Genomic DNA, 21,863 nt, shown 5'->3' on the forward strand with positions numbered 1-21,863 from the left:
CCGCCGTCGGCCGCTGTCTACGCCTGGCCTCTAGTCGAACCGGTAGGGCTCCTGCGGGCCAACCGAGGGCAGCGGCCGGGGCCGCTCGCAGGTGCTCTCGATGTCTATGTGCTTGCCCTGCTCCGAGGAGGCTTCAAAGGCCAAGAGCACTTCCAGGACGTGGTAGGCGAAATCGCCGCCCGTCCGGGGTTCCACGCCATTGCGGATGGCGTAGCCGAATTCTGCCAGCCCGATGCCGCGGTAGGCATCGTCACGGTGGGTGATGGGCGTTTCGCGCCACTCACCACCGCCGGGAGGCGTCATGTCCAGCGCGAGGTCCCCCGGCTCGCCGCGGCGCAGCACGGGAGCCCCGGAGAAGTGGTCCGGGTTCGGCGCTGCCAGCGAGCCGCCGGTGCCGTAGACCTCCAGATGCGGCAGGTTGTGGTTCCAGATGTCCCAGCTGACGATCACGGTGGCGGCAGCACCGGACTCGAAGTCAATGGTTCCCGTGACGTGGGTCGGGGTCTGGATCCGGATGACTTCCCCTTCCTTGCCCGGACGGGGACGCGTTCCGGACGAACGAGGCGTGGTCGCGGAGACGCGTGACACAGGGCCGAAGAAGTTCACCAGGTTGGTGATCAGGTACGGTCCGATGTCCAGCATGGGGCCGGCTCCGGGGCTGTAGAAGGGGTCGACGTTCGGGTGCCAGTGCTCGTAACCGCGGCAGGCGAAGGACGCGAAAGCTGCCACCGGCGTGCCGATCCAGCCATCGTCGATCAGCTTGCGGCTGGTCTGCATCCCGGAGCCCAGGAACGTGGTGGGTGCGGAACCTACCTTGACCCCGGCTTCCCGTGCTGCATCCAGGATCTGCTTTGCTTCCTCAAGGGACGTTGCGAAGGGTTTCTCGGAGAGTACGTGCTTGCCGGCCGCGATCGCTTGGAGCGTGACGGGCGCATGAAGCTTGGGCGGCGTGAGGTTGAGGACAAGTTCCACCCCCTCATCGGCCAGCAACTCGTCGGGAGTGAGGGCCTTGGGGACATCGTATTCGGCAGCGCGCTTCCTAACCGCCTCGGCGTTCACGTCCGCGAGTGCCACGACGGCGACGTCGGGGTGGACGCCGATCTTGTCCAGGTACTGGTTGAGGACGTTTCCGACGCCGATGATGCCGACTCGAATGGGTTCCATGTGAATCTCCGTTAGTGCTTGTTGGAACATCCCGGGGCGAGGATACCCCGCCCCGGGACGTGTTGCTATAGCGCTGTGGCCGGATGGCCGGGTGGGTGGCTAAACGGCCAGGCGCTCTTGGCGTGCCTTGGCCGTGGCGGCCTCGTCCACGGCCCCGCCTGTGATGACCACGCCGTAATCGGCTGCTGCAGCGTCGAGCGTGATCCGGGATTCGCGGTAGTCGTCGAGGACTGCCAGGACGTCACGCTCCAGCGGGTCGCCGTAGCCGCCACCGCCGGGGGTGATGGACACGACTTTCTCGCCCGACTGCAGGTCGTAGCGGCCCACCACGGGGATCTCCCGGCGTTCGCCGGTCTTGAGGTCTTCCACCCAGGCGGAGGGCCCGGCGCCGTCGTGGCCGCCGCGGACGCCCTTCGGCGGGTTGATCTTGCCTTCGATGCCGTAGGTGAGGGTGACGCTTTCACCGCGGGGTTCCATGGTGACGCGGGTTGCCAGGCCGCCGCGCTGGCGGCCGGCTCCGCCGGAGTCTGCGACCAGTGTGCGTTCGTGGACGAGGATCGGGTAGCGCTGCTCGTCCACTTCCACGCTGTCGTGGTAGAGGAGGGCCCCGCAGACGGGACGCTGGTAGGTGGGCCAGCCGTCAACGTACGGGGTGGCCGGACCGCCGACGCCGCCTACCAGGATCTGGTTCACGTAGGCGTTGCCGTTGCGTTCGTCCGTTCCGGAGATCACCGACTTGGCCGGCGCCTGTCCGGCAGCACCTTCGGCAGTCCCGTAGCCGTCGTCGATCTGGGAGAAGGCGGCCTGGACGATGTTGACGACGCGGTCTGCCAGGTTGGTGGTGCCCGAGGAGCAGGAGTAGGGGTGCTTGGGAACTCCGACGGCGCAGCCGTCGCGCAGCAGCACCTCAACACGTCGGAAAGTTCCGGCGTTGCTCGGCAGGTTTTCCGGGATGCCGGAAAGAATGCCGGCCAGTGCCGCACCGGTTGCCGTTGCCTTGGTCAGGTTCAGGCCGTTGGGCAGGTTGTCCGGGTTGTTGCGCAGGTCGATCACGACTTTGCCCTGCTTGGGCTTGACCTCCAGGGTTGCCTGGAGCTGCACACCGTCAGGGCCTGTTCCGGGGAAAGGATCGTGGGCGGAGGTGCCGTGGAGGATGTACTCGGGCAGCTTCTCGATCGCGCTGGCGGTCAGCCGCTCGGAGTAGTCGAACCAGGCATCCACGAAGTCCACAAGGTCATCCACGCCGAACTTCTCAGCGAGTTCGTGAATGCGGCGTTCGGCAATGCGCGAGGCGCCGACGGACGCCAGGTAGTCGCCGTACCACTGGTCGGGAACACGGATGCGGGAGCGGCACATGCGGATGATGTCTTCGATGTCCGTGTAGTCGCGTTGGATCCGCACGCAGGGGAAGATCAGTGCCCCTTCTTCATAGACGTCCCTTGCGGTGGCGAAGAACGTGGTGGGAAGGGAGTTGCCGCAGTCGGCCTGGTGGGCCTTGGTCACGGCGGTGAAGAGGTGGCGCCCCTGGATGAAGATGGGTACCAGGATCACGTGGTCTGCAGCGTGGGAATTGCCCATGTAAGGGTCGTTGTGCAGGAACGCGTCGCCTTCCTTGATGTCTTTGTGCAGTTCCACCATGTCCTCGCCCAGCGGGCCTGCACCGAAGACGTGTACCGGCACGCCTTCCGCTGCAGCGAGCAGCTGGTTGTCGGCGGTCAGCACGGCGCAGGAGAAGTCGCGGGCCGTGTTGATGACCGAAGAGCGGGCGGAGCGGAGCAAGCCGCTGGTCATCTCGCGGACAATGCCGTCGAATGCGTTGGCAAGCACCGAGAGTTTCACGGGATCGAATTCGCGGGTCACGGTCAGGCCTCCTTACGGGTGAGGTAGATGTTGGATCGTTCATCGAGCGTGGCGTCCCACTCCGGTGGAACGACGATCGTGGTGGTGGGCTGGTCGATGACGGCCGGGCCCACGATCTTGTCGCGTGGTGCGAGCGTGACGCCGCGGTAACGCTGGGTACTGAAGCCTTCGCCGCCGAAGATGATCCGGTCCGTGCGGTGGATTTCCGCCGTGCGGCTGAGCTGGCCTTCGGACTTGGTATGCTCCGGTCGCGGGATTTCCACGCGGACGCCCCACGTGATGATCTCCACGCGGCTGTCGGGGTCATGGGTGCCGTTGCGGCGGTCGTGCTCCTGGTGGAAGGCGCGTTCGATGATGCCCGCTGCATCGCCGGAGGTGTCCGGCGCTTCGTCGAGGTAGACCCTCAAGTCCCAGGCCTGCCCGGGGTAGCGCGCATCCACAAAGTAGGTGACATTGGGGGCATCCCCCACGCCGTCGAAGCGTTTGCTGAAGACCTCGGCCTTAGCTGTGAGATCCTCTACGGCGCGAGTTGCCGAACCGGCGTCGAAACTGCGGGTGTCGTTGTGCAGCGGGGAGAGGAATTCGGTGGCGATGGGTGCCCGGTGGGCGCCGTAGGCGGCCAGGACGCCGGCGGTGGCCGGGATGAGGACAGTGTCGGCTTCGAGAAGCCTACCGATGGCAGCCGCGACCATGGCACCGGCGCCACCACCTGCAACGATCAGGGCACCGCGTGGGTCCACACCCTGTTCCAAGGACGCTTGCCGGATGGCTGTGGCCATGTGGTTGGCGGAGACATCCAGGATCGCTTGGGCGGCCTGCAGCGTGTCCATCTGCAATGGACCGGCGATGCGGGTGTCGATTGCCTTGATGGCAGCTTCACGGTCGAGGGTGAAGCCACCCTCGAAACCGTCGGCGTCGAGGTAGCCCAGTGCCACGCACGCATCGGTGACGGTCGGTTCTTCGCCGCCGCGGCCGTAGGCTGCGGGGCCGGGCGTGCTTCGCGCACTTTGCGGTCCTACGCGGAGGAGGCCGCCGCCGTCGATCCATGCGATGCTGCCGCCGCCGGCGCCGATGCTGGACACGGCAACGGACGACAGGCCTGTGAGGTGGCCGACGAAGGGTTCGCCCAGCCATGCCTCGCGGGTGTGGCGAACCACGCCTTCCTCCACCAGGGAGACGTCGAAGGTGGTGCCGCCCATGTCGCAAACCACCACGGTGTCGCGGTCCGGGGCCGCCGCGGCGCCCACCAGGGGTGCCATGGACGGGCCGGAGTTCAGCAGCAGGACCGGACGGTCAAGGACATCCGCGACGTCAAGGACAGCGCCCTCGGAGGTGACCACTAGCAGATCGCCTGCAAAACCGTACTCCTGCAGGTCTGCGCGCAACTTGCCCAAATGGTCGGCCATCAACGGCTTCAGGGAGGCGTCGATCGAGGCTGCCGAGGAGCGGCGGTATTCGCGGATGGTGGGGTTGGCCTCGTTGGAGAGCGTGTAGGGAACCCCGGGAAGGATCTCGTGGATCAGTTCGGCCACGCGCTTTTCGTGGACGTCGTTGATGATCGACCACAGGAAGGAGACGGCAACGGCTTCGATCCCTTGTTCCTTGAAGGAAGCGAGGGCCTCGCGGACCTGCTCCTCGTCCAAGGGCACCAGGACGTCGCCCTCGGCGGAGATTCGTTCGGTAATTTCGAAGGTCAGGTGGCGGGGAATGTACGGCGCCGGGTAGGCAGCCTTGGAATCAAAGGCATCACGACGGCCACCTTCGCGCAGCAACAGGGTGTCGGCGAAACCGTCCGTGGTCAGCAGCGCAGTCTTGGCGACCTTGCCGGTGAGCACTGCGTTGGTGGCGTGGGTGGTGCCGTAGACAATCACGTCTGCGTTGCGCAGCACGTCGTCACCGCTCCAGCCAACGGATTCCGCCGCGCGGCGAACCGATGCTTCGAAACCGGTGAACACGCGGTCGTAGGTGGTCAGCGCCTTGCCGACTGCCATGTCACCGCTGTTGGAACCGACAACGACGTCGGTAAAGGTACCGCCGGTGTCGACGGCGATCCGATACCTGGCCTCACCTGGTTGTGTTTGTACATCACTCATGGTCTTCATAACTTTCGTAGAGTTTGCAGGGGTTAGGGCTGGGGCTTGCCCACGGTGTTTCGGAGCAGTCCCACGTTCTCGATGTCGATTTCCACCGTGTCTCCCGGTTCCAGCCAGACAGGCGGGTTCCGCTTGGCACCGATGCCCTGCGGAGTCCCCGTGGCAATGACGTCGCCCGGTTCCAGTGTGAGGAAACCAGAGAGGTAGGAGACGATCCGCGCGATCGGGAAGATCTGGTAGCTGGTATTGGAGCGCTGCACTTCGATGCCGTTCACGCGGGTTGCGAGGTCCAGGTTCTGGGGATCGCCCACTTCGTCCAAGGTGACCAGTGCAGGACCCCACGGGGTTGACCCGTCAACGGCCTTGCCTGCCAGCCACTGCGTGCCGCGGTATTGCAGGTCCCGGGCGGTGACATCGTTCAGCGGGGCCACTGCGGCTACGTAGCCGAGTGCTTCTTCTTCGGAAACTTCGCTGGCCCTGCGACCGATCACCACGGCGAGCTCACCTTCAAAATCGAGGTTTTCGCTGACCCTGGCGCCGCCGATGTCGTCGTCGGGCCCCACCATGGTGGACGCGAACTTGGCGAAAACGTCCGGGTACTCGGGGAGCGCACGGCCGGTCTCTGCGACGTGGTCCTTGTAGTTCAGGCCGATGCACAGCACCTTGGAGGGGTCCGGTACGGGCGTGGTCAGGCGTACATCGGCCCTGGCCCCCACATGGGCTTCCGGGTCGTGGCCGGCGAGGGCGCTGACTTCGGCTGACACGGCCTCGAGCCGGTCGCCATACAGTTCCAGAAATTCCCGGACGGACGTGGTGGCTCCGTGCACTGCCTGGCCGGAACCCTGCAGGAGCAGCTCCAGGTCGTAGACGGTGTCCTCGATCAGCACACCGCCGCGGATGCCGGATTCGTGTTCATAGGAAACGATCTTCATGGCTACTTGGCACCTTCCGTCGCAGGAGCCTGCAAGGCCACAGCCAGGACGGCGTCGGCCAGGCGGTCTGCGATGTCGGCCACTACTTTCTCGTCCATAGGCGTGGACAGGGACAGCAGGTTGGCCGGGGAACCGAGCAGTCCGCGCTCGTAGGAGGCCCACCACAGGCTGTGCTGGGTGTGTTCGTCCACCTTCTCCGCGCCGGCCGGAACCGCGCGGAGGAGTGAGCCACGGCCACGGATCTCCCAACCGGCGTCGGCCACACGGGAGTTCACCGTTTCGCGGGCGGTATCGCCCAACAGGTTCAGGCGCTTGACTTCATCCTGGGTATAGAGGCGAAGGGCAACGGCACCGGCGGCCATGCTGACCGGGTTGCCGGAGAACGTACCTCCGTGCGGCAGGCTCCCGGGACGGGTCGGGTCAACCTCCGCCATGAGCCCGGCCTTGCCGCAAACAGCACCGACGGGGAAGCCCCCGCCGATGAGCTTTCCCGTGGTCAGCAAGTCCGGCGTAACTCCGTACTCGCCGCTGAAGCCGTTGTAGCCAAGGCGGAGGCTGATGACCTCGTCGATGATCAGGACGATGCCGTAGCGGGTAGCAAGTTCCCGGGCGGTGCGGACGAATTCCTGGTTGATCCTCAGGAGCCCGGCCCGGTTCGGCAAGAGATCCAGGATGATGGCGGCGTATGCGTCCGGAGCGGCTTCAACCGCCTGACGCAGGAATTCGACGTCGTTCAGCGGCACCGCAGTGACGTCGTCGATTACCCCGCGGGTGACGCCGCGCTGGTAGGAAGGACCGCCGGGAACCAGGGCAACCTCGGAGGTGCCGTGGTAACCGCCTTTGGTAACGATGACCTTTTCGCGTCCGGTGCTGGCCCTGGCAATACGGATGGCGGACATGACGGCCTCGGTACCGGAGTTCGCGAACCGCACCTGGTCCAGCTCCGGCAGGCGGCCCAGCAACAGTTCCGCCAGTTCCCATTCGTAAAGGTTGGGGATACCCCAGCTGGCGCCGCTGGTGAGGGCCTTGGTGGCGGCCTCGGTGATGTCGGGGTGGGCGTTGCCGTGGATCAGCGACGTGAAGTTGTTGTTTGCATCAATCAGCTCGCGGCCGCGGTCATCCCACACCCGGTAGCCCTCACCCTTGATCGCGTAGGGGCTCGGAGCGCCGGTGTAATAGGTTGAGCGCCCGTAACCGCCCGGCAGGAGCGGGAAGCCCCGCGGTCCCCGGCGCAGGTGCGGGTCCTCGACCGGGTTCTGCACCTCAAGCGTTTGTTCCAGATGGTTGGTGGTTGCCAATTCAGGTTTCTCCAGTCTTTTCAGTTCACAAGTCTTTTCAGCTCACGGGACATATCAGTTCACGAGGTCAATGAGGGGCTGGCCCGTCAGCGCAAGGCGGACCCGTTCCACGGCACCGTCCTGCAGGGCCCCCGTGGACCGGTTTGAACGCCAGGCGATGTGCGGGGTGAGGATAGCGTTGGGCGCAGAACGAAGCGGGTGGTCCGCGCCGAGGGGCTCCTGGGCGAACGTGTCGATGCCGGCGCCGCCGATATGCCCCGAGGACAACGCCCCGGCCAGCGCTACTTCATCGATGAGGCCGCCGCGGGACACGTTGACGATCACAGTGCCCTTGCGCATCGCGGCGAGGACATCCGTGGAGATGAGGTTCGCGGTGTCCTCGTTCAGCGGCAGGTGGAGGGACACGACGTCGGAATTCCCAAGGATGGTTTCCAGTCCGGCCATGTCCACGAAGCTGTCCGTAACGAAGGGATCGTAGGCGCGGACGCGGGCCCCTACAGCTGCGTACATGCGGGCAACGTGCTGGCCGATGCGTCCCATGCCCAGCACGCCGACTTCGAGTTCGGAGAGAACAGGCGTGTCGTAGCCGATGGTTCCGGCCCATCCGAGGTTGTTGATCGCAGCATTTCCGGCGGGCAGACGGCGGGCCAACGCCAGGCCCATGGCGAAGGCGTGGGAGGCAACTTCTTCCGAGGCCGTACCGGGGACGATGGAGACCGGGATGCCCGCCTCGGTTGCTGCGGCAACGTCGATGTTGTCGTAGCCGATTCCGTAGCGGATGACTGCCCGGCATTTGGTCATCGAAGGAAAGTCGGAGGCAGTGAGCTTGGCGTAAGGGGTGATCATCACGATGTCGGCTTCGGGCAGGGCCTCACGGAAGGCTTCGATGTCTGCCGCCGGCTTGAGTGTGTAACCGAACTCCGCCGCGAGCGCGTGCTCGCGGTCCAGGTCCGGGAAGTGGTGGGGGGCCACAAGAATGGTCCCCTGGGCATCGCGGGTCATAGTGTGTTCGTCCTGTTCGTCGTCGTACCCTCGGTCGCTGCCGGCCACTCCTTGGGGCGGCCGGCGTCGGGTGATTTCCAGTACAACGCGGGATCAAGGCGCCGATCCGTACCAGATCGAGACACCGCCGTGGGTCACGTGTCCCACGGCGGGGCGACCGCACGTGCAGGAGCCGGCCATCGCGAGGATGGCCGGCTGGTTCAAGCAGGGCTGGTTGTTATCCCGTCCCGGGATCAGAGGTCGAAACCGCGGCTGCGGAAGTAGTCCATGCGGCGATAGAGGGTGGAGCGTCCGATCTGCAGGGTTTCGGCGGCAAGGCTGCGGTTGCCCTTTGCTTCCTGGAGCGCCGTTCGCAGTTCGCTGAGCTCCGCATCCTCAAGGCGGGAGAGCCTGCCCTTCGTCAGGACGCGGTGGAATCCCTGTGGCAGGTCGTCAGCTGTGACCTCCGCGCCTTCGGCCCGTTCAACGGCATTGGAGACGACGGCCCGCAACTGATCGATGTTCCGGGGCCAGTCAGCATGCGTGAGGGTGGTGATCAGCCTGCGGGACAGCCGCCTCTCCCCCAGTTCCCCGGCGATGGCGTTGGCGAGGTGGGGGATGTCTTCGCGCCTGTTACGCAGGGGCGCCACGGAGATCTCAAGGACGTCGAAGGCCTCCGAGAGCAGGAGCGTGGCATCCGTGGGACGCGTGATGGTGAAGATCAGTTTGGTGTTGGAGTTTGCCCGCAAATTGTGTGCTACCTCCGTTGCTTCGTTCTGCGACAGCTCATCGGCGTGCTCCACGATCAGCGTGGCCGGAAGTTCGGTAGCTACCCGGTGCAGGACGTCCCTCAGGTTGGGGTTCCTCAGGTCTCCGCCGCGGGCATCGACCACCATCTGGCCGCCGCGTAATGATGCGATGGCGTTGGCCAGGCGTAGTTTTCCGCTGCCCAGCTCACCGATCAGGACCACCGAACGGTCCTGGTCCACCGCTTTCCGGGCAAGGTTGAGCGTGCGCTTGAATTCCGTACTCGTGCCGTTAAGGTGCTTCAGGAGCCTTTCAGCTGTGGGCTGCGGCGCTGCTTCCAATGTCAGGGCGCCCCTCGCGGCGCCTGCCCGTTGTTCCTTGCCGGGTGTATGCGGACGGACCACGACTATTGCTCCCACGTTGGCCGCGGACAGGGTCACGGGAGAGATCTCCAGGGTGGACACCCCGGGGCCTTGAAGCATCACTTCGCAGTTCATGTCACGTCCGGAGGACATGACTGCCTTGGCGTAGCCGGAGATAATCGAGAAATCGTTGTCTGCCAGGGTGGCGGTGGCAGCGGCATTCTGCAGGGAATTCTTGCCGTCGACTGCTATCACAGGCCGGTTCCCCCGGCGCCGTGAGACCCTCAGATACTCACTCAGGAGCGCCCTTTCCTTGGACGAGGTCCGCACTTCGATGTCCCGCTCGATCCGCGAGGCAACACCCTCAAGCATCAGCAGCGTAGAGGACGGCTCCAGGCTGGGTACCCGGTTGGCGGGGAGGGTGAGGCCTATGACTGCCCGTACACGGTTGTGGAAAGGATCCCGCACCAAGGAGGCGAAGCACCAGTTTCCGCGCATGTCCTCCCGGAAGTGTTCCTCCGGGGCCAACCAGACACCACGGCCCTCCTCCAAAGCCAGTCCCTCACCGTTGCTGCCGCAGCTTTCCTCCAGCAAGGAATAGCCGGCCGGGAAACCGTCATCACGCAGGAAGTCCGCTTTGACCAGGACACCGTTGGGGGCCGTGATGTTGACGTAGCCGCCCAGATCGGCTGCCACTTCATCGAGTTTTTGCAGGTGCGGGCCCGCCGCCGCGATGGTGTACTCGTCAACGCGCCCTTCGTCATAGAACCCGCGGTCGGCAAAGGCATCCACTCCCGCAGCACGGCTGCGGTACCAGGACCGGGCCACGATCGGGCGGATGCCGCTCAGGTCGGCGTGGGGTTGCATGAGGAACAGTTCACGGACCCGGTTTGTCTCGTGAGGGGTCTCCAACGGCCAAGGGGTCAAAAGTTCAGCAGACATCGGGGCAGATCTCTTTCAGGTAAGCGTGTCAGGGAGCCAGTGCCGGGCCGGACTCGCCGGGACGGGTCTTCCGCGGGCGCCATCTAGGCAGTTTCGGACGGAAGACGCGCTCCGCGCTCCAGTCCTCGTTCCGGTACGCCTCATCCTCGAGCGCACGTGCGCCGATATACGCCGCAACCATGCCGGATAGCCCGCTGCCGAACATATTGGTGGTGTTGTGAGCGGCCCCCACGCTCGAGTTGTCAGTGACCATGGTTCGCTCCACTTCGCCGCTTTCACAGCAACGGGACATGTGTCCCGCGCCACTTTCAGCTTACCTAACTAACAGACGTTAGGAAACGACTTTTGATAAGATTTTGCTAACGAACGGATGTTAGGATTGCGTACCATGAGCGATACCTCCTATGAAGTAGCCCGTAAGGCCTTCAGGACCCGCTTGGAGGAATGGAACTGGGCAGGCCAGAAAGCCGGGCGGCAGAACATTCTGGAAGCGTTCCTGAAACTCGCCATAGCCCACGGCTTCAATTCGGTCTCCATGCGGACCATCGCCAACGCCGTCAACGTCAAACCGCCCAGCCTCTACTCGCATTTCCCCGAAGGTCGGGACGAGATTGTTGCCGAGTCGCTCCGCTGGCATTTCCATCGCTTTGGCGTAGCACTACTCGAAGCCGTGGACCCCGCAAAAACAGCGGACGAATTCTGGGATGCCATGGTCAGGCTTCACTTCACGCGGCAGGTCAGGCTCCCCGAGAGCAATCTCTGGGACCTGCTGGTCGCAACCGACAGGATGGCAAACATCCTGCCCACGGAATTGCGCGCCCAGGTCGATGACTGGCTCTCACTCCATGAGGAGATGTATGTCGCCGCAGCACGCGACATGGGATGTGAGGACGCCGGGGAACACGTGAGGGTAGTGATGACGTTGCTCGAGGGGGCCACCCGCTGGACCCCTGCCGACTGCGGAGGCGCCGAACTCGAAAAGATGGCGGACCGTGCCGTGACGTTGTCGCGGGCGATTCTCGCGGTCAAGTTTCCGGACTGACTTCGCCTCCCTTCCGCCGCTTAGCGGTTTCGCGACCCTCACGTGGTTCATCCGCGGCGTCCGGACCAATCCCTTGCGTCCTTTCCAACAAAGTCCGCACGCCCTGCAGCATCTCAAGCTGTTGGCGATTGAGGGCCATGAGCCGTTCTATCTCGATTTTGGCTTGGACGTCTGTTTCGAAATCATGCAAGGCCATTGCGGCGGCTATGGCATCCTGGCGCTTGGCTGCGATCAGGAGGATGGCCCCTTGCAGGCCGGCCAGCATGGACAGGAACAGGTTGAGCAGGATGAAGGGGTAAGGATCCCATGCCCGGGTTGCGAGCAGGAAGGTGTTGACCGCGGCCCAGGCGGCCATGAACAGGATGAACAACCCAACGAACGTCCAGCTGCCCATACCGTTCCGGAGGATGTCTGCGGCCCGTTCGCCCCGGGTCAGTCCTGCTTTATGTTCCCCATGCCACGTGATCCGGTGATCAGTCATGCGCACAGCTTAGGCTTTGTGCCTGCAGCCTGGAACGATTGCGCGGGCCTGTCCCGCCGAACGCCCTAGTTGGCCGGATCGGTCCAGGCCCAGTCCTTCACCTCCGGCATGTCCTCGAAATGCTCCCGGATGTAGGTGGTGTGCGCCTGCAGCATGGACTCGCAGTGGCCCAGCAAGTCCTCCGCCCCCGCAAGGTTCCGCGGTGTGCGGCGCAGCGCTTCCATCACCAGGTGGTACCGGCTGACTTTGTTCAACGCCACCATGTCGAACGGCGTGGTGGTTGTTCCTTGTTCGTTGTAGCCGCGCACATGGAAACGTTCCGGCCGGGTTCGCCCGTGGAGCAGCTGATGCAGCGCCCGTGCGTAGCCGTGCCACGCCATCACCACATCCACGTCCGAGGTGAACAGCTCTTCGAACGCATCCTGTGACAAGCCGTGTGGATGGACATCCGGCGGAGTCAGTGCCATGGCGTCAATGACATTGACCACCCGGAGGCGAAGCTCCGGGACATGGCGCCGGAGCAGCCAGGCGGCAGCCAGCGCCTCTTGCGTGGGCACGTCACCGGCGCAGGCAAGTACGACGTCGGGACGGTCACCCTCCGCGGCAGGCGTATCTGATTCGTTTCCCGCCCAGTCCCACACAGACGCACCAGCTGCCGCGTGCTTGCGGGCTTCCTCGAATGACAGGTACTGGGGGTGCTCCTGTTTGTCGATGACTACCAGGTTGACGTAGTCCTTGCTCTTCAGCACATGCTCACCAACGGCCAGGAGGCTGTTGGCGTCCGGGGGCAGGTACACGCGCACCACCGAGCCGGACAACGACAATACCGAGTCGATGAGCCCCGGCCCCTGATGGCTGAAACCGTTGTGGTCGTTGCGCCAGCACGTGGAGGTGAGCAGGATGTTGAGGCTGGGAACCGGCGCCCGCCACGGAAGGTCACGGGAGTGCTGGAGCCACTTGGCATGCTGGATGGTCATGGAGGCGCTGACCATCGCGAACGCCTCGTAACTGGCAAACAGGCCGTACCTCCCGGTCAGGAGGTACCCTTCCAGCCACCCCTGGCAGAGATGCTCCGAAAGGACTTCCATGACCCTGCCGTCCGCCGAGACGTGCTCCAGTGTCCCGGCCGCCGGTTCCGGCACCACAAGGCAACGGTCCGTGGCTTCGAACACTGCACCCAGCCGGTTGCTGTTCGTCTCGTCCGGGCAAAACAGCCGGAAGCGTGGATCATCGGCGGTCTGTCGGTAAGTGTCCCGGAGCAACTCCCCGAACGGTGCGGTGCTGTGGACCTTCACCTGGCCACGGGGCATTGCGTCGACGGCGTACGGGCCCGCATCCGGCACCGGGAGTTTTCCGCCACCGATTCCCCGCGACGCCGGAAGCGCGCCCATCCGCAAAGGTGCATCAGGCAGCAGTGCGGCGAGTTCGGCAACCAGCCTCCCGTCGTCGTCGAACAGCTTCTCCGGGCGATAGGACCGCAACCAGGACTCCAGCTGGGCAAGGTGCCGGGGGTTTTCGCGAACGGTCGGGAGCGGAACCTGATGGGACCGGAAGGAACCCTCGACTGGTTGGCCGTCCACTTCCCGCGGCCCTGTCCAGCCCTTGGGCGTCCGCAAGACGATCGCCGGCCAGCGCGCCGGGCCCGTCACCCCCTGTTCCCGGGCCTCGGCCTGGATCCCACGGATCCTTCCGTGGGCCCCGTCCATGGCCGCGGCCATCGAGCGGTGGACTGCGCCGGGATCGTCACCGGAGACCACCACCGGCTCCCACCCCTGGGCCCGAAGAAGCGCCGCGACCTCGGCATCCGTGCGGCAGCCGAGAACGGTGGGGCCTGAGATCTTGTATCCGTTCAGGTGGAGAATGGGCAGCACCGCCCCGTCCCTCGCCGCGTTCAGGAAGTTCGGCGCCTTCCACGAGGCCTCCAGGGGCCCGGTTTCCGCCTCGCCGTCTCCCACAACGCAGGCCGCAATCAGCTCCGGGTTGTCCATCACGGCGCCGGTGGCATGCATGAGCGAATATCCCAGCTCGCCGCCTTCGTGGATCGACCCCGGAGTAGCGGGACCAACGTGGCTGGAAATCCCGCCCGGGGTGGAAAACTGCCTCACCAGGCGCCGCAAGCCCTGAAGATCCTGCCCCACCTCCGGATAGACCTCGGAGTAGGTGCCCTCCAGATAGGTATTGGCCACGACGGCGGGACCTCCGTGACCGGGTCCGGTCACGAAAAGTACGTGGGCGCCGGTGCGCCGGATGACCCTGTTCAGGTGGGCGTAGATCAACGAGATCCCGGGACTGGTCCCCCAGTGGCCCAGCAGCCTGGGCTTGATGTGTCCGGGACGGAGCGGTTCGCGCAGGAGCGGGTTGTCCTGCAGGTAGATCTGGGCAACGGTGAGGTAGTTGGCCGCAGCCCAGTACCTGTTGAGCAGTTCCAAATCCTCTGCGGTATCCCTGACGCTATCGACCATCTCATGACCTCATTTCTTATCGGATCCCAGCAGGGAAGCCGTCGACTCAGCGATGGCCCGTTCTTCGTCACTGGGTACGACCAGAACAGGAACAGCGGATCCGGTGGTACTGACGGTCCGGATACCTGTTTGATCGGACTGGTTGGCGTCCTCATCCAGGGCGTAGCCCAGCGGCCGAAGCCACTCGAGGGTGGCTGCCCGGTACAGCGCCGAGTTCTCGCCGATTCCCCCGGTGAAAATGACCGCGTCCGGGCCTCCGACCGCCATGGCGTACGCGGCAATGTACTTGGCAAGACGGTAGCTGGACGCCTGCACGGCAAGGACAGCTCCCGGGTCGCCTCGATGGAAACCGGCCGCGATGGTGCGCATATCTGCTGTTCCCGCCAAGGACAAGAGCCCGGAACGATGGTTCAGGATGTCATCGACGTCGCTGGCTGTGGCTCCCTCACCAAGCATCAGGAGCACGAGTGCCGGATCCAGGTCTCCGCATCGCGTGCCCATCACCAGCCCTTCCAAGGGGGTCATGCCCATCGACGTGTCAACACTGCGTCCGGCCTTCACGGCAGTCACCGATGCACCGTTGCCGATGTGGGCCACTACCGCATTCAAGGACCCGTTCGGTTTCGCCAGGAAGCCCTCGGCATCCCGGCAGGCCAGCTCCACGGAGATCCCATGAAAGCCGTACCGCCGTATGGGGTGCGCCATGTAGGCATTCTCAGGAACGGCGTACCTCGACGCGAAATCGGGGATGGAACGGTGAAAGGACGTGTCGAAGACGGCCACTTGGGGCAGCCCGGGCCACAGATCCGCAGCAGCTTCCATGCAATCGGCGCTTGAAGCATTATGGAGCGGGGCCAACGTCCCAAGGCTCCGGATCATCGCGATGACATCGCTGGTGACGGAGACAGGTGAGGTGTAACTTTCCCCGCCGTGGACTACCCGGTGCCCGATCGCATCCGGTCGGCCAAAGTCCCGCTCGACCTCCAGCAGCACCCGGCGCAAGCTCCCGCCCCGACCTTGCTGATCATCGGCCCACTCCAACTGCCCCGAGTGCAGGACAGCGTTGCCGGTGGGGACGCCGGCTGTCTCCCGCAGATGGTATTTCAAGGATGAGGAGCCCGGATTGAGGACAAGGACGCGCATGGGATCCTTCCACAGGGGCCTTGGGACAGGAAAGCACTCTCCGGGTGACCCTATCCCGGAAAGAGGCCCATGTCAGGACCTTAGGCCCCTTGCGGGCTGATTGCGGCCGGTCAATAGTGGTGATCATGACTTCGGAGATGCAAACGGCACCTTCCAACAGGCACGTGGTGGCTGCGCTCGACGGTTCCGTCGCCGGCAGCTTCGTGGCAGACTGGGCGGCCGCGCGGGCACACGCCATGGGCGATCGGCTCACCTTGGTCCACGTCGTTCTTCCCGTCTGGGTCTTCCAAGTGCCCGACGAGCACACCCTCGCCCTCAAACGGGCCGAAGACCTGCTCGAAAGCGAAGCCGCAAGGGTCCGCCAGGTGTATCCGGACCTGGAGGCAGCTACGACAATTGCCACCGGAGAACCTGCCGAGGCGCTCTCCGCGCTGTCCCTGAAGGCGGGACTGATGGTGGTCGGCACAGACCGCGGCCCCGGCACCGAAGGCGAAGGATTCGGATGCGTCAGTTTCCAAGTGGCCGTGACCAGCCGATGCCCGGTGGCTGTCATCCCCCACAACGCGCCGGGGCAATCTTCGGGCGTGGTGGTTGGCGTGGATGGATCACCGGATGCGGCCGGTGCCCTGAAATTGGCCGCCGGAGAGGCCCGCCGGCTCAACGAAGAGCTGATCATTGTCCACGCCGTCGATCCGCACGCAGCCGGCGGAAGTCCTGATGACGTGGCCGGGAAATCAGCGGAATGGGTGAACCGGAACTTCCCGGATATCAGCATGCGAATCCTTAGCGACCCGGTACACACCCCGGCGGAGGCCCTCACGGAGGCTTCCCGCGGTGCCCGTTTGCTGGTGATCGGGCGTAAGGGCAAGGGCGGACTGTCCGTCCTGGTGGGTTCGGTCGCACAGCACATACTCCTGAATCTCCGATGCCCGACCATCCTGTCCTAACCGGCAAGGAGGGCCTCACCTCAACCGCAGCAGCTGAACTGCTGCGGGCAACCGGTCCGAACGTGCTGCCGACTGCCAGGAAGGTTCCACAGTGGCGAAGGCTGCTGGCCGAACTTACCCACTTCTTTGCCCTGATGCTGTGGGCCGCCGCAGCCCTGGCGTACGTCGCAGGCATGCCGCAACTATGCATAGCCATCATCGTGGTGGTGATCGTCAACGGCCTCTTCGCCCACATCCAGCAAGAACGCGCCCAGCACGCCGCCGAACGGCTGCAACGGCTCCTCCCTGCCGAGGTCAGCGTTCGCCGCGACGGCACGATCCGGACCGTGCATGCCAGCGAACTCGTGCCCGGCGACGTCGTGGTTCTTGCGGCCGGGGACCGCCTCCCGGCAGATATCCGGTTCCTGGAAGCTGCCGGATGCACGGTGGATGAATCAATGCTCACCGGTGAGAGCGTGGTGATCCACAAAGCGGCGGGACAGGAGGGCTGGGGCGGAACGTTCATGGTGAACGGCGACGCCGAGGGTCTGGTGACCGCGACCGCCGGGCGCACCAAACTGGCTGAGATAGCGGCCCTCACCAGCGACACCAAATCCCCTCCCACTCCCCTGACACTGGAGCTGCGAAGGATCGTGCGGCTCATCGCCCTGGTGGCCCTGGCAGTTGCCGGGCTGTTCTTTGTGGTCTCCCTCCTGGTCGGGATCCAGTGGCGCGACTCCTTCCTATTTGCCATTGGCGTGGCCGTGGCCCTCATACCCGAGGGACTCCTGCCCACTGTCACTCTCTCCCTGGCCATGGGCGCACAAAGAATGGCCGCGAAGCAGGCGCTGGTACGGAATCTCGAGGCCGTTGAGACACTGGGCTCCACGACGTTCATCTGCACCGATAAAACGGGCACCCTGACGCAAAACCGGATGAACGCCGTCGAGGTTTTCACACCGGCCGGATCCGTGAAGGTTGAAGGAGAGGGCTACGAACCGGAGGCGCAGGTCAGCGGTGAAGCCGTCTCTGCTGCCGCCGAAGCGGCCTTCTGCGCGCGCACCGCCTCGCAGGGCCGGGCCGTGCTCCACGATGGCCAATGGACCTCATCCGGAGACCCCATGGAAGCGGCACTGGATGTGCTGGCCCGCAGGCTTCCAGAGGCCGGGCCCCCTTCCGCGAAGGGATCTACGGACAGGCCGCCGGAAAAGCGGTTCCCGTTCGATGCTGCACGGCGCAGGGAATCGGCCGTCATGGGCCCTGTCCTGTACGTGAAAGGTGCTCCCGAGTCCGTCCTTCCACTGTGCACCTTAGTAGATGCCGAGGCCTTGGCCGCCGAGGTCGAAGCCATGGCCTTGCGCGGGTTGCGGGTGATGGCAGCCGCCCGCAGGCAGCTTCCGGGCTCCCCCGCCGACTGGCTCGGACGGAGCGCAGCCGAAGCCGAGCAGGAGTTGGAGTTCCTTGGCCTGATCGGACTGCATGATCCGCCGCGGGCCGGAGTCGGCGACGTCATTGCCACGGCACGGCACGCAGGAATCCGCATTGCAATGATCACAGGCGACCACCCGGTGACCGCCGGCGCCATCGCAACGGAGATCGGCCTGATGGGCCCGGACCGCCTGGTGGTCCAAGGCTCGGATCTTCCGGAGGACGAGCAGATGCTCGGTGCCCTGCTGGACAGGGACGGGGTGGTGGTTAGCCGGGTATCGCCCGAGCAAAAACTGCGCGTCGCCAAGGCGCTGCAATCCCGCGGCCATGTGGTTGCCATGACCGGCGACGGCGTCAACGACGGCCCGGCCCTGCGGCAGGCCGACATCGGGGTGGCCATGGGCCTCAGTGGCACCGACGTGGCCCGTGAAGCCGCGGACCTCGTCCTCCTGGACGACCACTTCGCCACCATTGTTGCCGCGATCGAGCAGGGCCGCGCGACATATGCCAACATCCACCGGTTCCTGACGTACCACCTCACCGACAACGTGGCGGAACTGGCCCCGTTCGTCATCTGGGCGCTGTCCGGAGGGCAGTTCCCCCTGGCCCTGGGCGTGCTTCAGATCCTGGCCCTGGACATTGGCACGGACCTCCTTCCCGCGCTCGCGCTCGGTGCCGAGTCGCCGGGGAAGCGCGTGCTTCAGAGGCCACCCGAGAAGAGGCACCTCATGGATCGCCAACTCATGCTCCGGGCATTCCTCATCATGGGGCCCACGGAAGCCTTCATCTCCATGGCGGCGTTTACCACCGTGCTGGTCTCCGGAGGCTGGACCAGGACTGAACCCCTGGACCCCGGCCTCCTCATGACCGCCTCCGGAGCCGCCTTTGCCGCGGTTGTCATCGGTCAAATGGCCACGGCATTCGCTTGCCGCAGCGCCACCACCCCGCCTTGGCAGCAAGGGTGGTTCACGAACCGCCTGCTGCTGTGGGCGGTCGCTGCCGAAATTGTTGCCCTGGCCGTCTTCTTGTTCCTGGCTCCGGTGGCAGGCCTCCTTGGACAGGCGCCGCCCACACCAGCCGGATGGATCATCGCCATTCTCGCTTTCCCGGCGGTCCTCGCGGTCGACCTGCTGTACAAGAGGCTGAGGCACCCGGCCGGGCGGTCATTGGCGATGCATGCCATTAGGCCCTAGCGTGCACCGAAAACCGCAACAAAGCTTGTCCCATGAACTCACCAAACAGCCCCCGGAGAATCATCGTCGGCGTGGACGGGTCGGAATTCTCATCGAAAACCTTGACCATGGCAGGGCGGGTTGCCCCGGTTTTTGGCGTGCCGCTCGAGGTGATCACCTGCATCGGCATGTCCGACTACTACCTGACGTCGCGCTTTGAGCAGGAACTGACCAAGTTCACCTCTGAGCTCGAGGAAACCGCCAGGCGGATGGCCGAAGAGGCCGTGGATCGTGCCTTCGCCGGAAACCGGCCTGCCGACCTGACTGTTACGGTCAAGTTCGGCGAGCCGGCAAAGGTCCTGGTGGAGGAAAGCAATGACGCCCTGATGTTGATCATTGGCCGGCACGGTGGCGGTGGCTTCCTGGGGCAGGCGATCGGTTCAGTCAGCAGGGCCTGCGCCGCCCATGCCCACTGTCCCGTACTTCTGGTAGGGGCGGACGACGTGCTGCCTTAATCGGCCTTGGGCCCGGTCAGCACTAGGCCCGGTCACCCTTGGGCCGGGTCACCTCTGGGCCTGTACGGCCGTGATGGCCACGGTGTTGATGATGTCCTCCACCGAGGACCCCCGGGAAAGATCGTTGATGGGCTTGCGCAGGCCTTGAAGAATAGGGCCGACGGCGATTGCGCCGGCCGAGTGTTCAACGGCCTTATAGGTGTTGTTGCCTGTGTCCAGGTCAGGAAAGATGAAGACCGTCGCCTTCCCTGCCACTGTGGACGACGGCAGCTTGGTGCTCGCGATCCGGACGTCCACCGCAGCGTCATACTGGATGGGGCCCTCCACCGGGAGGCCCGGCCGGGAAGCCCTCACCAGGGCCGTTGCTTCGCGGACTTTGTCCACGGACGTGCCGGCTCCGGACTCACCGGTGGAATAGGAGAGCATGGCGACTCTGGGCTCCACACCAAAGCGTTCCGCCGTTTCAGCTGAGGCAATCGCGATCCTGGCCAACTCCCCGGCCGTTGGGTCGGGGACCACTGCGCAATCGCCGTAAACAAGCACCCTGTCCGGGAACAGCATGAAGAACACCGACGACACCACTTCCTGCGGATCGTCTCCCTTGATGAACTCCAAGGCGGGACGGATGGTGTTCGCCGTCGTGTGTGCCGCTCCGGACACCATGCCGTCCGCGCAGCCCAACCGGACCATCATCGTCCCGAAGTAGGCGGCGTCAAGCATGATTTCGCGTGCCCGTTCCATGATCATGCCCTTGTTGGCCCTGAGCTTGCAGTACTCCCGGGCAAAGCGCTCACGGTCAGGTGAGGTGGCGGGATCAATGACGGCAAGTCCGTCGAGGTCGATTCCTTGCGTGGCAGCCAGCTCACTGACCACCTCCGGCCTGCCAAGCAGCGTCAGCCGGCAGACGTCGCGGCGCCGCAGGATGTCGGCTGCCCGCAGGATCCGAACGTCCTCTCCTTCGGCCAGGACAACATGGCTTGTCCGTTGCCGGGCACGTTCAATCAGGTCGTTGAAGAAACGCAGCGGGGTGATGGTGGATGGGCGGGGCAGCGCCAGCTCTTTCAGCAGGTCCGCTTCGGGGATGTGGCGTGACCACAGGCCCAGGGCGGCAGCAACCTTGCGTTTCCCTCCCGTGTGGATTTCGCTGCGGACGCTCGCCGCACCCTGCGCTACGGAGTACAGGTCCCCACGCTCAAGGAAGACCGGAAAAGGGGCCCGCTCCAGCAGCCGCTTCACATGCGGGGAAGGTTGCAGGCCATCTGTCAGGATCATCCCTCCAGGGCTCGGCAGATCCGGTGCCAACGCCGACGCCAAACAGGCAAGGATGATGTCCGTACGGTCCCCCGAAGCCAGGACCATGTCTCCGGTCTGCACGGCGGGAAGGAAGTCGTCAGCGCCCATCCCTGCAACACGGATCCGGCGGATATCCCGGTCCCATTCCTTGCTGCCGGTACTTGGTACCAGCTGAAGCGCCCCTGCGATGTCGGCGACGGTAGGCGTGGAGATTTCAGCTACCTCGGGGATGAGGTAGCAGGGAACGTCCGGGGCCGCTTCCCGGAGGGCTTGCTCCACCCGTTCTTCCGTGCCGGGTTCCACCCGGTTGACCACGACAGCCAGCACGGAACAGCGCGCTGCCTTGAACTGCTTGAGGGCTGTGGCGACAGACTCCCCTATCCGGGCCGGCGGGACTCCCCGGCCACCGACCACTGCCAGGACGGGCAGTCCCAGGTTGCTGGCAAGGGCGGCGTTCAGTTCGAACTCGCCCGCCGCGTCGGGACTCCGAAGGTCGGAGCCATCCACCACGACGGCATCGCAACCACGGGACAAGCGGTTGTATATCCCGATCATGCGTGACACCAGCTCGTCCTGCTGCCCTGACCTCGCTTCGGCCAAGGCGGCGGGCGTTGTTGTTCCAGCCTTGCTCCGCGAGGCACCCAGTTCGTACAGCCGCCGCAGCAACAGGACTACAGGATCATCGTCGACGGCGTCTCCGGCCACCAGCGGGCGGAAGAACCCCAGGCGCCCGGCGTGGCGATGAAGTGCGTCCACCATGCCCAGCACTGCCAGTGATTTTCCGGACCCGGGTCCCGCAGACGCAATGTAGAGTCCCTGCACCATGCGGTCTCCCTTCCTGGCATGCGGTCAATTCCGGTGAGTCCAGCATCTCCTGTGACTTCAAGGGTGACGGGCAGGCGGTGATAAAGCCAGAAAGAATCCCGCCCCGTGGCAGCGCCGGGGACCTTGGACCCTATTAGGCGTCGGCGCCTGTCCCTAGGATCGCAAGTACCCCAGGTGCAGGCCACCGGTCGCGCCGC

16 protein-coding genes are annotated in these 21,863 nt (G+C 64.9%); 4 read left to right on the plus strand and 12 right to left on the minus strand.

The window, feature by feature from the left end:
* Positions 1–30: 30 nt before the first annotated feature.
* From HMI59_RS12075 to HMI59_RS12110, 8 genes are all read right to left on the minus strand, one after another.
* On the minus strand, positions 31–1,164 hold the full coding sequence (locus tag HMI59_RS12075; RefSeq protein ID WP_227471365.1) for a Gfo/Idh/MocA family protein: 1,134 nt from the start codon (positions 1,162–1,164) through the stop codon (positions 31–33).
* 99 nt (positions 1,165–1,263) lie between these two features.
* Entirely contained in the window at positions 1,264–3,024 is a 1,761-nt protein-coding gene (locus tag HMI59_RS12080) for a hydantoinase B/oxoprolinase family protein (protein ID WP_166186291.1), read from the minus strand.
* 2 nt (positions 3,025–3,026) lie between these two features.
* Positions 3,027–5,117 carry a hydantoinase/oxoprolinase family protein gene (locus tag HMI59_RS12085; RefSeq protein ID WP_193591455.1) on the minus strand — a complete coding sequence of 697 codons (2,091 nt, stop codon included), beginning with the start codon at positions 5,115–5,117 and terminating at the stop codon, positions 3,027–3,029.
* Positions 5,118–5,149: 32 nt separating this feature from the next.
* On the minus strand, positions 5,150–6,049 hold the full coding sequence (locus tag HMI59_RS12090) for a fumarylacetoacetate hydrolase family protein (RefSeq protein WP_166186289.1): 900 nt from the start codon (positions 6,047–6,049) through the stop codon (positions 5,150–5,152).
* A 2-nt stretch (positions 6,050–6,051) separates the two neighbouring features.
* Positions 6,052–7,347, minus strand: a complete 1,296-nt coding sequence (locus HMI59_RS12095; RefSeq protein WP_193591456.1) for an aspartate aminotransferase family protein — start codon at positions 7,345–7,347, stop codon at positions 6,052–6,054.
* 54 nt (positions 7,348–7,401) lie between these two features.
* Complete coding sequence (locus HMI59_RS12100; RefSeq protein ID WP_193591457.1) at positions 7,402–8,349, minus strand: C-terminal binding protein; 948 nt, start codon at positions 8,347–8,349, stop codon at positions 7,402–7,404.
* 233 nt (positions 8,350–8,582) lie between these two features.
* Positions 8,583–10,379, minus strand: coding sequence for a sigma-54-dependent Fis family transcriptional regulator (locus HMI59_RS12105; protein ID WP_193591458.1), 1,797 nt, complete (start codon positions 10,377–10,379; stop codon positions 8,583–8,585).
* 28 nt (positions 10,380–10,407) lie between these two features.
* Complete coding sequence (locus tag HMI59_RS12110; RefSeq protein WP_166186287.1) at positions 10,408–10,632, minus strand: hypothetical protein; 225 nt, start codon at positions 10,630–10,632, stop codon at positions 10,408–10,410.
* A 135-nt stretch (positions 10,633–10,767) separates the two neighbouring features.
* Between HMI59_RS12110 and HMI59_RS12115 the strand changes: the two genes are divergently transcribed.
* Positions 10,768–11,421, plus strand: a complete 654-nt coding sequence (locus tag HMI59_RS12115) for a TetR/AcrR family transcriptional regulator (protein ID WP_166186286.1) — start codon at positions 10,768–10,770, stop codon at positions 11,419–11,421.
* Here the strand turns inward: HMI59_RS12115 and HMI59_RS12120 are convergent.
* From HMI59_RS12120 to HMI59_RS12130, 3 genes are all read right to left on the minus strand, one after another.
* A complete protein-coding gene (locus HMI59_RS12120) occupies positions 11,405–11,902 on the minus strand; it encodes a DUF1003 domain-containing protein (RefSeq protein WP_193591459.1) in 498 nt (165 codons plus the stop codon). The two genes, HMI59_RS12115 and HMI59_RS12120, sit on opposite strands and share 17 nt — an antisense overlap.
* A gap of 65 nt (positions 11,903–11,967) precedes the next feature.
* Positions 11,968–14,364, minus strand: coding sequence for a phosphoketolase (locus tag HMI59_RS12125; protein WP_193591460.1), 2,397 nt, complete (start codon positions 14,362–14,364; stop codon positions 11,968–11,970).
* 9 nt (positions 14,365–14,373) lie between these two features.
* Positions 14,374–15,507, minus strand: coding sequence for an acetate/propionate family kinase (locus HMI59_RS12130; RefSeq protein ID WP_193591461.1), 1,134 nt, complete (start codon positions 15,505–15,507; stop codon positions 14,374–14,376).
* Between the two features lie 125 nt (positions 15,508–15,632).
* On the opposite strand from HMI59_RS12130, the gene HMI59_RS12135 reads away from it, so the two are divergent.
* From HMI59_RS12135 to HMI59_RS12145, 3 genes are read left to right on the plus strand one after another with little or no spacing between them, the layout of a single operon-like run.
* Positions 15,633–16,454: a universal stress protein gene (locus HMI59_RS12135; protein WP_227471366.1), complete on the plus strand. Its 822-nt coding sequence runs from the start codon at positions 15,633–15,635 to the stop codon at positions 16,452–16,454.
* The gene (locus HMI59_RS12140; protein WP_193591462.1) at positions 16,433–19,054 is read left to right on the plus strand and encodes a cation-transporting P-type ATPase; all 2,622 of its coding nucleotides are present in this window, start codon (positions 16,433–16,435) and stop codon (positions 19,052–19,054) included. Before HMI59_RS12135 ends, HMI59_RS12140 begins: the two co-directional genes overlap by 22 nt.
* A gap of 32 nt (positions 19,055–19,086) precedes the next feature.
* Positions 19,087–19,548 (plus strand): universal stress protein, encoded by a 462-nt coding sequence (locus HMI59_RS12145; RefSeq protein WP_166186281.1) that lies wholly within the window; start codon positions 19,087–19,089, stop codon positions 19,546–19,548.
* A gap of 48 nt (positions 19,549–19,596) precedes the next feature.
* Here the strand turns inward: HMI59_RS12145 and pta are convergent, their stop codons facing one another.
* The gene (gene pta, locus HMI59_RS12150) at positions 19,597–21,666 is read right to left on the minus strand and encodes a phosphate acetyltransferase (protein ID WP_193591463.1); all 2,070 of its coding nucleotides are present in this window, start codon (positions 21,664–21,666) and stop codon (positions 19,597–19,599) included.
* Positions 21,667–21,863: the final 197 nt, after the last annotated feature.

The sequence above is a fragment of the Paenarthrobacter sp. YJN-5 genome (genome assembly GCF_015040095.1).
Lineage (GTDB): Bacteria > Actinomycetota > Actinomycetes > Actinomycetales > Micrococcaceae > Arthrobacter > Arthrobacter ureafaciens.

Excerpts from the sequence above, each read along its gene's own strand:
- HMI59_RS12110 (WP_166186287.1), bottom strand. The coding sequence starts at position 10,632 with ATGGTCACTGACAACTCGAGCGTGGGGGCCGCTCACAACACCACCAAT.
- HMI59_RS12115 (WP_166186286.1), top strand. The coding sequence starts at position 10,768 with ATGAGCGATACCTCCTATGAAGTAGCCCGTAAGGCCTTCAGGACCCGC.
- HMI59_RS12085 (WP_193591455.1), bottom strand. The coding sequence starts at position 5,117 with ATGAGTGATGTACAAACACAACCAGGTGAGGCCAGGTATCGGATCGCC.
- HMI59_RS12090 (WP_166186289.1), bottom strand. The coding sequence starts at position 6,049 with ATGAAGATCGTTTCCTATGAACACGAATCCGGCATCCGCGGCGGTGTG.
- HMI59_RS12135 (WP_227471366.1), top strand. The coding sequence starts at position 15,633 with ATGACTTCGGAGATGCAAACGGCACCTTCCAACAGGCACGTGGTGGCT.
- HMI59_RS12145 (WP_166186281.1), top strand. The coding sequence starts at position 19,087 with ATGAACTCACCAAACAGCCCCCGGAGAATCATCGTCGGCGTGGACGGG.
- HMI59_RS12140 (WP_193591462.1), top strand. The coding sequence starts at position 16,433 with ATGCCCGACCATCCTGTCCTAACCGGCAAGGAGGGCCTCACCTCAACC.
- HMI59_RS12125 (WP_193591460.1), bottom strand. The coding sequence starts at position 14,364 with ATGGTCGATAGCGTCAGGGATACCGCAGAGGATTTGGAACTGCTCAAC.
- HMI59_RS12075 (WP_227471365.1), bottom strand. The coding sequence starts at position 1,164 with ATGGAACCCATTCGAGTCGGCATCATCGGCGTCGGAAACGTCCTCAAC.
- HMI59_RS12130 (WP_193591461.1), bottom strand. The coding sequence starts at position 15,507 with ATGCGCGTCCTTGTCCTCAATCCGGGCTCCTCATCCTTGAAATACCAT.
- HMI59_RS12100 (WP_193591457.1), bottom strand. The coding sequence starts at position 8,349 with ATGACCCGCGATGCCCAGGGGACCATTCTTGTGGCCCCCCACCACTTC.
- pta (WP_193591463.1), bottom strand. The coding sequence starts at position 21,666 with ATGGTGCAGGGACTCTACATTGCGTCTGCGGGACCCGGGTCCGGAAAA.
- HMI59_RS12105 (WP_193591458.1), bottom strand. The coding sequence starts at position 10,379 with ATGTCTGCTGAACTTTTGACCCCTTGGCCGTTGGAGACCCCTCACGAG.
- HMI59_RS12120 (WP_193591459.1), bottom strand. The coding sequence starts at position 11,902 with ATGACTGATCACCGGATCACGTGGCATGGGGAACATAAAGCAGGACTG.